This is a genomic window from Fredinandcohnia quinoae (genome assembly GCF_022427965.1).
Classification (GTDB): domain Bacteria; phylum Bacillota; class Bacilli; order Bacillales; family Bacillaceae_L; genus Ferdinandcohnia; species Ferdinandcohnia quinoae.
Genome location: NZ_JAKTTI010000036.1, coordinates 1 through 14,054 on the forward strand (window position 1 = coordinate 1; position 14,054 = coordinate 14,054).

12 protein-coding genes are annotated in these 14,054 nt (G+C 33.3%); 2 read left to right on the plus strand and 10 right to left on the minus strand.

What is annotated here, in order from left to right:
* Positions 1 to 437 precede the first annotated feature (437 nt).
* Together MJG50_RS17870 and MJG50_RS17875 are read left to right on the plus strand one after the other, a co-directional pair.
* The gene (locus MJG50_RS17870) at positions 438 to 1,124 is read left to right on the plus strand and encodes a hypothetical protein (protein ID WP_240257126.1); all 687 of its coding nucleotides are present in this window, start codon (positions 438 to 440) and stop codon (positions 1,122 to 1,124) included.
* A 56-nt stretch (positions 1,125 to 1,180) separates the two neighbouring features.
* Positions 1,181 to 2,401 carry a sigma factor-like helix-turn-helix DNA-binding protein gene (locus MJG50_RS17875; RefSeq protein WP_240257127.1) on the plus strand — a complete coding sequence of 407 codons (1,221 nt, stop codon included), beginning with the start codon at positions 1,181 to 1,183 and terminating at the stop codon, positions 2,399 to 2,401.
* Between the two features lie 67 nt (positions 2,402 to 2,468).
* Here MJG50_RS17875 and MJG50_RS17880 read toward each other — a convergent pair whose 3' ends face one another.
* From MJG50_RS17880 to MJG50_RS17925, 10 genes are all read right to left on the minus strand, one after another.
* Positions 2,469 to 2,900 (minus strand): DUF8426 domain-containing protein, encoded by a 432-nt coding sequence (locus tag MJG50_RS17880; protein ID WP_240257128.1) that lies wholly within the window; start codon positions 2,898 to 2,900, stop codon positions 2,469 to 2,471.
* Between the two features lie 211 nt (positions 2,901 to 3,111).
* Positions 3,112 to 3,879, minus strand: a complete 768-nt coding sequence (locus MJG50_RS17885; RefSeq protein WP_240257129.1) for a hypothetical protein — start codon at positions 3,877 to 3,879, stop codon at positions 3,112 to 3,114.
* 17 nt (positions 3,880 to 3,896) lie between these two features.
* A complete protein-coding gene (locus tag MJG50_RS17890) occupies positions 3,897 to 4,685 on the minus strand; it encodes an SMODS domain-containing nucleotidyltransferase (protein ID WP_240257130.1) in 789 nt (262 codons plus the stop codon).
* A 96-nt stretch (positions 4,686 to 4,781) separates the two neighbouring features.
* On the minus strand, positions 4,782 to 5,108 hold the full coding sequence (locus MJG50_RS17895; RefSeq protein ID WP_240257131.1) for a hypothetical protein: 327 nt from the start codon (positions 5,106 to 5,108) through the stop codon (positions 4,782 to 4,784).
* Positions 5,109 to 5,266: 158 nt separating this feature from the next.
* Positions 5,267 to 6,529, minus strand: a complete 1,263-nt coding sequence (locus tag MJG50_RS17900) for a GTPase family protein (protein WP_240257132.1) — start codon at positions 6,527 to 6,529, stop codon at positions 5,267 to 5,269.
* Between the two features lie 97 nt (positions 6,530 to 6,626).
* Positions 6,627 to 8,471 carry a TnsD family transposase gene (locus MJG50_RS17905; protein WP_240257133.1) on the minus strand — a complete coding sequence of 615 codons (1,845 nt, stop codon included), beginning with the start codon at positions 8,469 to 8,471 and terminating at the stop codon, positions 6,627 to 6,629.
* Position 8,472: 1 nt separating this feature from the next.
* The gene (locus tag MJG50_RS17910; protein WP_240257134.1) at positions 8,473 to 10,053 is read right to left on the minus strand and encodes an ATP-binding protein; all 1,581 of its coding nucleotides are present in this window, start codon (positions 10,051 to 10,053) and stop codon (positions 8,473 to 8,475) included.
* Entirely contained in the window at positions 10,046 to 12,172 is a 2,127-nt protein-coding gene (locus MJG50_RS17915; protein ID WP_240257135.1) for a TnsB C-terminal domain-containing protein, read from the minus strand. Before MJG50_RS17915 ends, MJG50_RS17910 begins: the two co-directional genes overlap by 8 nt.
* Positions 12,138 to 13,013: a TnsA endonuclease C-terminal domain-containing protein gene (locus tag MJG50_RS17920; protein WP_240257136.1), complete on the minus strand. Its 876-nt coding sequence runs from the start codon at positions 13,011 to 13,013 to the stop codon at positions 12,138 to 12,140. Before MJG50_RS17920 ends, MJG50_RS17915 begins: the two co-directional genes overlap by 35 nt.
* Positions 13,014 to 13,184: 171 nt before the next feature.
* Positions 13,185 to 14,042: a tyrosine-type recombinase/integrase gene (locus MJG50_RS17925; RefSeq protein ID WP_240257137.1), complete on the minus strand. Its 858-nt coding sequence runs from the start codon at positions 14,040 to 14,042 to the stop codon at positions 13,185 to 13,187.
* Positions 14,043 to 14,054 lie beyond the last annotated feature (12 nt).

A 14,054-nucleotide genomic window follows, 5' to 3' on the forward strand; every position in this document is an offset into this window, starting at 1 on the left:
TTCTTTAAGGACAAAGTTTTTTAGCTTAGCCTAAAGATTTTTGGGTGGGTACAAAGAAGATATAAGGGTTAAGGGGGAAAGGTTTTTAGTACATTCAAAAAAATATAGATCTCTGCAACATTTTTGCGAGGGATTGAAACGATATTCATTCACCACTCGATGCCAACAATTTACTAATTGAAATCCCTAAGAGCATTCAGAAATTAACGAGACTTCTAATTGGAATAAATGGTTTAAGTCTTTATCGAAAAACGGAGATTGATCGTAGAGAGACTATAAATGAAAGTCCATTGAAAGACTATGAAATTTCAAATAGGGATTCAGATATGAACATAATCATACTCAACTATATCCCTTTAGTCATTATTTACTGCTTAATTATTCCAATAGTAGTATTATTAAGGTAATACTAAACTTTTTAAAGAGTGGTGATAGTAGTGGAAAATGTACAAATAGATGAAGTCCAACATACCTATTTAGTTTTTAAAAAGCTCGAAAGAGATGACTTTTTATATGAAGAATGGGCAGATTGTCATGATTATGAATCTCTTAATTATAAATTAAGAGATTTATACATTAATCATAATCATAGAGGGATTAAAACACATCTAAAAGATAATCTAATTAATCTAATTACAATTGAATTCAATAGTTACAACTTTGTTTTTACCGAGAAAAAGAACTTATATAGTAATTCCTATCAAATAATTTTAGTGAACTATTTCCCAATCGGATTCTCATTTCCTCCGAACAAAAGAGTTGTTACTGAATTTTTTGATCAAAATGATAAGGATAAATTTATTATCAATGGATCATATACAGAATATATCCCTAAAGAATTAGAAGAAGTAATAATTAATGGAGAATATTTTTTAATTGAAGAAGAAAAGAAATACAATGAAATTGCCAGATATTACTCTGCGATTAACACACATAAGCCCTTTTGTGATTTTTGTGAGGTATATTTTGATGGTAAAAAAACGCTTAGTGAAGGAAAAGAAATGAAACAAGATTTTATTAATTTCAGGGATAATAACCCCTCTAAAGGCGAATACGAATATTTAGACTTGGGATCTTTATTTGTTATCACAAAATTCTTTCCAAAGGAAAAGAATTTTACATAAATTATAGATAAGTCCTACGTGAAAATTTTTCCTTTCATTATATTGGGGGGCATTTTATGGAAAAAACAAACCAAAAAAATGATATAGACAATTATATGGAAATTTTCCAAGACAACTTTATTTTGGCTATAGAAGAAGCCATAAAAAAGCACAAACACAGAGAGATTATGTATTTAAGATTTGGCTTATTTGATGAAGAATTTTATACCCTTCAAGAAATTGGCGAAATGTTTAGCTTATCAAGAGAAAGAATACGTCAAATAATAAATTCTTCAATAAAAAAAATACTTTATCGTGGAAACATAAAGTTTGAGAATTGCAGATACTTTTTAGATACTATTTACAATTGGGTTTCTCCTGGTTGTGAAAATGAGTTATTAAATACGGCCATATTGGTAATGAGATTAGAGACCTTTCCGAGAGTATTAATAATAAATTTATTGTGTAGGTTATGCTTTCATAATGATGATCGCTTTAAAGAAAAGGAAAAAGCAGTTTTAGAATATGTAACTACGATGCAAAATAGTTTAACTGAGTCAAAAGCTGAAAAGGAGAAACAGAAGAAGAAATTTGAACGTATATTCAAACAAGTAATCTGGCAAGATTATCGTTCAACAATTTCTCATACACAGCTCAAGAACATCACACCCAAAAGACAAGTTAATCATAGAATTAGCCATCATTCAGGTTCATTTTATAGTAAAAAAAATGGTACTGATATTGAATACGAATCTTCCTTAGAATATAATTTTTGCTTGTACCTTGAGGAAGTCGATAAGGTAATAGGCTACGTTCAACAACCTGTAAAAATAAAATATACTTATAAGAACCAGATATTCACCTACTATCCAGATTTCTTAGTCGTTTTAGAGGATAAAAGTGGAATTTTAGTAGAAATTAAAACCAGAAACAAAATGGCTTTATTCCAAAATCTAATTAAGTATAAAGCACTTCAACAATTTTGCGGAATTAAAGGTTTCGGATATTTAGTAATTGAGAAAAACCTATCATTATCTGATTATATTCTTCATAAAGTTGATCCAATAAAAAAAGATCAGTTTTTAAAATGTGTCCAACAAAAGGATATTGATTGGATAGAATATAAGAAAATTAGGAATGAATTAGGAATAACAACAAAAGACTTTATTTCATTAGTAATCAACAATAACTTAAAATGGACTTTATTGCCGTTCTCAGTGTCAAAAAGTAACTCTGTTAATACCGATTTCATTGAAAAACATTTATCATTAATGGATAAAAAAGAATTTATTGATTAAAGATCCCCATTTTCTTCTGAAAGTGGAGATCTTTTTAGGTAAAAAAAGTTTTGGGAACCACTAACTTTTACTTTATACTTTTTACAAGTGTATCAATAAAGTCATTATCGTCTACCAATTCAATTCTTTGAACTTGGCCCCACTTTTCAATTTGGATAGGCTCACTAAAAACTTTCATTATCTCTATTTTTCGGTAATGCCTATACGGTTTATGCTGACTATTGAATTCATAATCACCTATTATTCTTCCGATTAATCGCATATTGAACTGTGTGGTTTGACCAACACCAACTATTACATAGTCCCCTGTCTTTGCCCATTTACAAAATTGATCGAACCTTCTAACCAACCTCGGATTATCTAATACACTCGGCAATTGTTGGATATTATAGGTAGTATAATCATTATCAACACCCTTTTCATCAAACCCTATTTCTCTATTACTTACAAATGCATTTGCCCAATCTTTAAATGTTTTCATTGCCCAAAAATTAGACATCGTTAATAACACCTTCCTTTATATCATCACGTTTAATTTTGGAAACTGTCCAGGATACTTACTTAAACACTAAGGGATTGAGTATGGTCAACACATAGAGAGCCATGCTTATTATAAAAAAAGCCGATGTATCAATATAAATGATTACCGTTTGAATAATTCCAAAAAGGAAGGCTTGTCCATAAGCCTCACCTCTTTGTCTTAGAGGAGATTATAAATCAATGTTTTTCTTTATTTTCTCCCATTCTTCTGAAACAGAAGAATTTATTCTATGAAATACCCTACTGGACAAGTGAATACCCATGCTCGCTACAGTCGTTTCATAGCGGAAAACCAAACTTAAAATTAATGAATTAGATTTTCTATTGCCTTTTAAACCATTTGCTAAAAAAACTTGTCTAAGCTCATTGAAAATCTGATTACTGGAATAACGAAGAACTTCTAACCTGATCCATGTCACTAATATGCCCGTTGTAAATATTGTCTGAGCCACTATTGATAAAAGATTAAGATTCGTTTCTCTGAAAAGCAATAACAAAAGCCAAATAATAATATATACAAAAACTTTAATTCGTTCCCACTTCGCCATCTCCTCTGTTACTCTACAGGTAAACAAACTATTTTCGAACACATTCATTCCTAAGCGAAGTAAGGATGGAGATTGAGGGTTATTATAATACAAGTTTGTTTCTTCATCATCAAGCCTTACCCCAAGTGAATTAGATAATAAGTGCGTTCTCCGCTTATTTTGAGCTTCTCTCAATAAGAAGATGCTTACCCAATTACTAAAAGTAAAATATAGAATTGTAATTAAGATAAAAATGATATTCATTGTACTATTAATACCCACATTATTACTTGTAAAAAATACTGCAAACGAGCAAATTACAGACATCCAAAAAAGAATATTGCTTATTTTGCTCATACGAGTTAATCTATTAAAATAGTTTTCAACTGTATCAATTCTTTCTGTAGTCATCTAACTAATGCTCTCCTTTAAAAATCAGGGAATAATTTTTTAATTTCGGATTCTGCGGAAAATGGCATATTATCTTTTTCATATTCTTTTGTTTGTTCTATTATTCTTTTTGCTCTATCCACCTTCTGCTTATACCACTGTGGATCATTATAGCTGTAATTAAGATTTTCAATTGTACTATAAGTAAAGTCTTTTAGACTGTAACAATTCCAATAGTAGTTTCCAACAATCCAGTTTTCCAAGTCATAAGAAGATAAATAACTACCATTCAATCTGTTCCAGTATTTCATTAAACGAACCAAAGGTTTTATTTTTGAATAATATCTAACATTTGCATCAGTCAGGGTTTTATTAAAAGCATTCGGATCAGTTGAAATCCATTCCTCATACAAGGATGCTTTTGATGGAATATAGATTGTTCCCCAAATATCCTTTTTTGCAGGAACCAATTCAAATTTGATATGATTTAGTTCAAGTACAATCGTAGGATGCGATTGATGAATTTCAGAACTACTATAGTAGTAATTAACAAATTCCTTTAAATAGTTTAGTAAGGTTTGTGGCTTATAGCCATTTGGATTTTCAAAAATCACCATATAGTCTACATCAGATCGTTCATCAGCTTTTCTTGGCAAAATTGTTCCTCTTGTATAGGAGCCAAATTTAAAATGATCAATTAACTGCCCTCCGAAATACCTGTTCAATCTATCTGACAAGGTTTCTATAGACCTACTAATCTTATCTTTTTCACCTTGTTTGAGATTCAAATTACTCGACAGATCATCTAAATATGATTGTACGCTCATACATTCCACCCCTTCATATCATTTTAAGAAAATTTTAACATATAACCGTCTATATACAAACGTATCTTCCTCTTCCCCTTTATTAATAACGAAAGACTAATACACTGGATAGGCAATTAGTTCTGCATTAAAGTGAACTTCAAGAAATATATCATTTATTTCAAACTCCTTCATTTGATTAACAATATTTTTTCTGATTCCAAGTAATGTTTTTCTTATTTCCTTCCCATCCATTGAGATAGTGTCTTGTTCTATAGGTAGAAACATTAAACTAAACTTTTCTGGTTCACTGTTATAAAAGTGTTCTACAACCCCTATTTTATAATCTATTAAAAATGTAGTGTGAGGCTCCTCTTTAAAAGGCTTTGCCAACCAATATATCTGATCAAGTGTCATCCACATATCAACATTAATTTTAAGCATCGATATCATCCTTTCATGCTTTGCAAGCTAATCTTAACTTGTACCGTTATGTAGATATTACTCCCTAATCAATTTTATCTTCTATGTATTTAGCACAGGGGTAGTTAAAATAAAAAAGATCTTCTAAAACCACGAAGATCATTTTTATATTTACATCCCTATTCTTCATTATCATTTTCCTTTTTCTTTTTATCAAATACCCTTTTATACGTTTCTTTTACACTATCCGCAGACTTTTCTTCAATAAAATATGCTATGGCCGCTTCACACAAGGCATACGTACCCGCTGAAGCAACAACTCCTGATATTACATTACCCGCAACAGGAATAAATTTTACTATTTGACGAGCAACTTGTCTTAATGCAAATCCTGCGGCCACATTTACTCCTAACGCACTGAAAAACTCAATTACTCCTTTTTTATCAATCTTCTTACCGCCTATCAAAGCAATAGTTGTAACCATTGCGGTCTGTAAACCAGTGATTATGGGTAAATCAGAACCAGGAATAGGATTTGCACCAATCAGCCCCGTAACTCCTGCAACACTTGCTCCAATTCTGCGGGCTACCTTCTTCTGAACGGTTCTTATCTTTGCTAATCTTGCAATTACTACTTGGGCTTCATTGGGTAATTGTTCAATTAAAAAATCTAATAAAGTATCTACGTTCCACCTTATATCGTAAACAATTTCATTATCCTCAAATTCAAGATAACAACAAATTGGTATAACCGTAACAGGATTTGACACCGCTTCACGTAATTTAACTGATAAAACCTCAATTGCATCGGCTATATTTTTTTGTTTTACTGGATGGTCAAAAGGTGGAGTATCAGGTTTTTTGGGACTTAATTCATCGACTTGTGTCACAGCACCGATAATAGGTACATCGTATCCATGTTGTGAATGAATAGTATTCTTTAATTCCAATAATTGTTCTAAATCTTCATCAATTCTTGCACTTACTTCTTTAGCCTTGCTCAAAAACAAAATCGCATCTGGACATTTTTCTTTTATTGATGCCTTGACTTCTTCTAACGCAGATGATTGTGAAAAATCCTCTTCTGGTTTATCCGCTTCACCTAATCCCCTTGTATCAAGTATTTCAAGACTTCCTAATTCTGATTTGTAAGTGTGCCATTTCCCCATACCTGTTTTTGCTTTAACATCGCCAATCTCCGCTCGCATTTCGCCGAAAATAGCATTAATCAGACTTGATTTACCTGCACCCCTTCTACCCACAATTGCAATTCGTGCAGGTCTTGCATCTAATGTAAATGACTTTAAATTATTTATTTCTTCTTTTATTTTACCTTTAATCTTTTCTGGAATCTTTGATTTTAACAATGCTTCATAAATAGATTGCAATAACTCTTCAATTTGTTGATTTTGATTATTTTGACCATCTTGACTATTACTCATTAGATTGCCTCCTCTATCAACTGGTAAATTTGTCCTATCTCAATATTATTATTCCATTATCAAATTATTTTGTCTACTAAACTACCAATGCAAGATATTAATATATAATCCCCTCTACTATACTTTTCCAATAACTATTTACTGGTAATCCCGCTTTTCTTAGGATAACCCAAGTAATTAATTCATCACCATGATTCACCATTTCATCTATTACATAAGTGAGTCTTCTCCTGCGAAATGCTTCAACCGTTTCTAACTGTTTATCCAAATATTCCTTTGTCTTTGGTAGTTTATATAACTTTTTCTCCAACAGTGCTTTCTCTTCAATCATAGTACCCACCTTTGATAGCGTAACACGAACAGGCTTCTGGTCAGGATTTAATAAAGACTCGACAGCCTCCGATATCTTACTTAAAATCTTTTCATCTCGCTCATTCCAATCAATCCTTTCATTATTGGATCTCTTTACTGGTTTTGGGCTATTCAATTTAAGCCACTCACTGTTTGCTCTATACAATCGCATATACAAGGCTTTATTGCCAACTCTTAGTTGCTTAGAGGTTTTACCTGGAAATTCCTTCATTAAATCAAGCCATTTTTGCTGTTCAGGTGAAAGTATCGACTCTGAATTATCCACCTTAACAGTCTTCATATTTAACGAAATCAAAAAACGTTTAACCGTATTAGGATCAGCTCCCATCCTTCGGGATAACTCTCGTAAACTTAATCCGAGCTTTGCCAGTTCTTTCAACTTCGATTCCCAAACTTGTCCATAAGACTTAACTCTCGTTTTCCGAAAACGATCCTGTTTCTCCTTATCTGGCCCTCTCCTTGTATATGTAAATTGGCAGTGAGGACACATAAAAGTCCCAATTGGATTTTTTGTCTTTTCACAAAGGGATAAATCCATTTTCTTAATTACTGCCTGTTTATAGTACTCACATACTGGATTTAAGCAATACCAAGGAGAATATCCAAACGGTAATGATAGTCCTTCATCAAATAATTCTCCTAACGATATATCCAAAGCATTCATAATGAGTATATGACGTAAAGGATGAAAAGACTTTCGATGTTTCTGAACTATCATGGATAACCAGTCGTTTCCACCACTTAACGAACTATAAAATAAGTCTAATACAGATTGGTCATATCGAGTTTGGAAGTAACTTCTCCAATCAACTTGCCTTACTCTACCACTGTAGTATGCTAATCCTTTTGCAATTAATGCCTGTTTATACTTTTTCTCGAACCAATTTAATTCCTTATTCTCAAATCTACTATTTAATAACTCTTTTAGATATGGAGTCAATTGCTTAACATGATGGATGTACTTTTCTTTAATAGCAACCGATAAATTACCTAAAGCATTAGTATCTCCACTTACAACACAGTTATCTTTTGAGGCAAATTCAAAGCGATGCTTACTGCCCCCACTCGCTAAAATTGTACTATTAAATAAAGGAGTAAAATGTTCTAAACAACAATGGATTCCGCTTAATTGATGGGATCTATGGAAATATGGTTCCCCGTATTCCTTTTCCTCCTTTTGAAAACATGATGGGCAAAACCGAATAAACCTATTTTGGGGAATTCCACTTGCATTAATTCCTGAACGTACATAGATGTCTTTACCATCATTTCCTAACATTGACTGTTGAACCTTATCTGCTTGTTTTGTTGGTAAAAAGGCAGAATAATAGGGATAAAGTGTATTTTTGAATACCAACTGGTCTTCACTATACTGTGAAAATAGGGGCATATTAGCAACCATTGCACTAATTCCAGAAGGCAGAAAAACCGAAGTGGTTAAACTTCGGTTGGAAAATAAATCTTGTAAGGTTGCCTTTTCATGTACGTTACCACTTCTCTTGTGGAATCTTGCACACACGCTATAAAGAATTTCATCTGGATATGGTGATGGAAAAAACGTCAAGCTCAATCTAAACAACTCCTTCTATAGTTTTTATTATTCCTGCCTTTTTTAATGACTGATAAGCCGATAAACCTTGTTCTTTTCCCTCTTTTACTATCTTTGGCAAATCAGACTTTGATTCTTCATCAACCTCTTCTTTAATTTCCTTCGTAAGTTCCAATGAATATTGATAAGCCTGTTTCGCCAAGTCATTTACATCCTGAACTTTACTATCCTTTAAAACATCTTTTACCGCCTTTGATGCTTTTTCCTTTGACAACCCTAATAAATTCAAACGAAATATTGCCTCTTCCTGCAACTGTTCCGTTGATACAGTTTTATTAATAGCCTTTGTTGCTTTTATGAAACTGTTCTTTTCCAATACAATTCGTTCTTTTTCAACAGCACTATCAAAAGGAAAATATATATCTTCGTATTTTGCAATTTCATGGATATCTCCCTTACGTAAAGCCTTTAACATTGGTTGTACCAGTTTGAGGTTTTCATTTGCAACCTGAGAAATCAACTTTGGTGAGAGTTCTTCTCTGCCTGTTGAAATTGCCCTAATTTGTGATAAAGCAAATAATTTTACTGCTATATCCAGTATCCCCTGACTCTCCTCATACAAGATATCTACGTATTCTTCTTTAAGTTCTACAGGTTTCCTTACCCACTGATAATTCCAGATAGATTCAATGAATAAACGCCAATACGAATCTTTTTCCATTCTATTAAACACCATGTCCCCTTGACCGCTCCCCCTCCTTGCTTGGCGAAATTCCCTTTGTAAAACAGCCATCGCTGAGGGAGTTCCTATGAGACAAATTGGGATTGAGAGCTGATTTGTCAACCCGACAAAGAAGTTTAACATCAATTTTGCTCCCATTCCTTTCAAGGAAAGATTTTGGATTTCGTCTATTGAGATGAATCCAATAGAATGCCCCCTTATTACCTGGTTCATGATAGGCATTAAAGTGTTTACAGATAACTTGTTTGAACGCCCAAACTTCTCAAAGTAGTTAGTACCTATTAAGTTATCAACAGTAATAAAGAACTGATTTACCAATCCCTTGACAGAGCTATCATGAGGACAATTTAATTGAACGTAAACTAATTGAGTGAACGAGAACGGTTTTCCTTTATAGCCTGAGTGAACAATTGTCTGTGGGTATGTATTAAGTATTCTTGATAAGGTTGTTGATTTGCCCATACCACTTGGGCCGATAATAGTCATACTCCTTGGGATAGAGTCATTTACCCAATTATGATTTTTTTGCTGTATTTCTTCGTATCCCTTCGTAAATCCCTTAGCAAATTCAGGTGTCATAGGATTTCTCCCGACATATCCTTGTCGAATAAGACGTGATATACGATTTTCCAGATCTAAAGTTTGAGGGAAAACCTGATATACATTGAACAAGCGTTGAATTAAATGAAATCGATGATGACCTTCCATCTCTCTTTCCATGGGATCAAAAAAAGGATAATGACTTAATCTCTCAATCACATCTTCCTTTGAAAATATGGGCGGTAATGCCTCAATAAAAGCATTCCCCGTATAATCTCCTATCACTTGGTCATGATAAACAGCTTGAATAAATTTACTCATTCTTTTTTCCCAACCCCTTCTGTTGAAACTTCCTTATTAGAAGCAAGTCATCTGAAAAGTCGATTACCTTTGCCGTTTCATCACGCTTTTCTTGTTCCTGGTTCGATATTAAGGAAGCATGATCTTCTTGAACTTGTTCATTTCTTACCCTATCAATCTCTTTTTTCCTATTATCCTTGATACCTTTGAGGCGTTGATTTTTGCTGACATTTGTTCTATCCCTTTTACTTTGTTTTTCAGCTTCCTTTACAATCGCCTCCACTTCTTCCATCAAGCTAATTTTTTCTTTAAGTCCTGACGTTTTACTTTTTTGTTTAATTCGCTGTTCCGATTCTTGTAAATGCTGTACATCTTCAATAGTTTTATCCTTATAGCGAGACTGATGTTCTAATAAAAAACACCGTTCGAATGTGTGAGTATCTTTATCATGCAGATATATAAAACTAACGTCTCTTGGATCGTAAGTAATAGAAACTTTATAACTTCCAGACATTCTGGCTTTGACAAACCATTGCTCTTTTAATGCTCTTGCAGAACTGTAGTACATCCCTTTCCATTTGATACCATGTCCATTTATTGTTGCCTTAGCTGTAGGTAAGAGCGTTAGCATAAGCTGTTGTTTGCTTATTTCCCTTAGCCTTCCTGCCCTATTTTTCATTCCCCATTCCCACAACTTTACTGGAATTGGCTCAACACCTGCTTCAATCATTTCTTCATCACGAATATAGCCTTCGATAACGTGACTTTGATTGTAATAAATGGCACATCTTATTGCTATTTTCGCCAAATCTTTAAGACAAAGGACTGAGGATAGTCTGTAATCCTTAGCTCCTCTAATCTGGTAATCTGATTGTATAGCTCCTGGAAGTAACGATTTCGCCTGACCGTTAAATATGGAGAATTGCTTTTCGACCAATGATTTAAAATCACCCCTGTACGGAGCAGAATTTTCAATTTTTATATTCAACTGATCAGTTAGAATGGTTGAAGCATTTGATAACAACTCAGCTCTATCAGCAACTATGCATTCTGGCAAATGTGCTGATGGCCATTCATCTTCTGTAATATCAATACCAAAACGTTTACAAAAATCCACCTTGTTTTCTACCATATTCATAAGTGCAATTCTTGCTTGCTCAAAACTTGGCCCTTCAAGGCATACGTGTACAGATAAGACCATTCTGGAAAAGACATCTTTTACAAAATACAACGTACCCCTCCCGATAATAGCCTGCCTATCGAACTCGCTTACAATAAACAGATCTGTTGTGGTAGAATCTATTTGAACCTTTTGCCCTGGTGAACGGACTTCTTGTTGGACACTCCCTAATACAGGTCTATATTGTAATTCATAGCGTCTTTTTCCACGCCTCTTTATTATTTGTTCCGATATATTTTCATTCTTGCGTACCCAATACAAGAATTGATTGTAGCTTGGTAGTTTATCAGGACTGTTTTCCAATTCATCCTTAAAAAACTCTTTAATCATTTGTTCGTAAGTAAAACGGACTGTAACATTACTTTGACGATAATAATATTTCATAACTGCTAACTGAAACTTTTGTTTGGTATCTTCATCAATGTTCGTACCTTCTCCAACAATATCTCCCATTTTTCGAGGGCGGCCCCTTTTTTTATTCCCGCTCTTTTTTTCCACCCCAAGTCCACCACACTTATAATAATCTGGCAGTAAACTGTTTAAATACATCCCCCGCTTCCAGAACCGTTTCAGGATTCTAATAATCTTTTTGTTATTAGTCCTCAACTCCCCTGAAACTTGACGGATAATTTCATTTCTTGTTTTCGAGATTAGTAGCTTTTCAACACCATGTTGTAAAAGGATATTTACAGTTTCCCATGCATTATCACGAATTACTTTAGCTTTTTCAGTAATCTCGTCTTCGGTAATGATAATGCTAAACGGATCATCACTAACAACCGATGCATCTCCAACAGTTAATGCATCCTCAATTTCTTCAACCTTTTTTAACCTTGGTAAAGTATCATCATAAATATTTATTAGAAAGCATGATGTATAAACTTCATTTATCCAGATAATTCTTTCAATGCTATTTGAATCATCTTTATATTTGATTAGCATGTTTGTAGTAAGTATCATATCTATACACCTCATTTTCGCTTAAAATCTTGACTGTATGGCATGGGTACTTAAAGGAAATTGTCTTATTCATATCTACACCGACAATTTTTCTGGCTATCATATGTTTATAGATTGCAATAGCTGTTCCTTGTTCAAGATTAAATTCATCATCAAAACTGGTTAGGATTTCGCTAATCGGTTTATCCTCTCCATTTCCTATCATGTCTACTAATCGCTCTTTGAGAAATGATTGCATTTCATCCTCAATACCGTATTCCTCCAAGTTGTAAAAGGGATGAATAAATTCGATGTTTTTTGCGAGAACCAAAGGAATTTCCTTATTGGTCACGATACCATAATCTACATTTTTCCTATTCCAGTATTCTTGCATTATTTGATATCGCTCAATTACTTGCTTATTCTCTAATTGTCGATAGTCTTTTACGGATCTGGCAAAATAACGTATATCACCGTTGTCTGTTTGCTCAGATAATAAAAAGGTCGTTGTTAGTATGATTGGTTCACCCGTTTTTTGATTAGTCAAACGTTTGATTAACTCAGTATCTAAGTTGGGAACTATTTTATCCATACCTTCAATCAATGGATAATGCTCCTTGATATCTAAAAACTTTCCACTTCCAAGGAACTCATATATATAAAATAATCTTGTCTCAGAGTCAGATAAGAATTCGTGTACTCTATTAGTAATCCAACCTTTAACTCTACTTACTCGACCGCTACTGGAAACTCTTATTGTATTAATAAAAGGCTTATAGTTCTCTTTTTCCCCTTGCCCGTAACCCTCGTTTATCAATTTTGCTATTTTTTTCGTAGTCTGCTCATGTTTCAAAACAGGCATATACTTCATTCCCTTCATTAAATAATTTTCTGAGCAATTATTTAGGCAATAAAAAAGTGCATTTATACCAAAGTCAATACTCCGTCTTTTTTTTACGGAATGACTTGATACAAATGCACTTATTTTTGATTTCTATTAATATAGAAGAAACTCGCAAAAGTTTTTGATATATTAAAGTAATTCAGCCTTTCTTTTCATCTCTTCCCTGCTCGGATTGGTGTAAATCAAACTGGTTTTCAAATCACGATGCCCCGCTTGATTTGCGACTTCATGAATTGAATATCCCGATTCCAAGGCAGTCGTACAGTAATAGTGCCTTAGTAGGTGCGGAGTAATCCTATTGCTATATTTCTTAAAATGTTTATTTATAACGCTTCTGTCCACCTTATCGCTTTCTCTCGATACAAATAAATACTCACTATCGTGAACTCTTACCTTTAGGTATTCCCTAATGGCATTCACAATTTTACTATTTAGGTAAACAATTCTCTGCTTACCACCTTTACCGATTACTACTAACTCTTTACCTTCAAAGCTATAATCACTCAACCTTACATTTAATGCCTCAGTGATTCTTAGACCACCATACGCCAGAAGAGTAACAAGGGCATATAATCTTTTGTCTCCTGCTTCAAGGATCGTTTGTCTAAAATGCTCAACATCTTTTTTTGTAATATCGCATGGGTTTGCATAATCAACTTGAACTTTTACAAAATCCGACTTAGAAATTACATCTTCCTCTTGCACTTTTTCATTTACCAGGAATTTGTTAAAACTATGTAATGAACTTAACTTACTATTTACTGTCTTACCATTCAAGTTCTTACCTTTATGCTTTTTCACATTCAATAAATAAGACTTGTAATCTAAGATATTTTCCCTAAAGAGTTTTTTACAAGAAGTTCCATAAGACTCCTTAAACCATGCAAAGTATTCATTTACATGAGCAACATAGGATTTTATGGTGTTTTCAGATTTGGCTTCATCTTTTAGATAATTCACAAATTGATACACGATATGTAGTTCCATTTGCCAATCTCC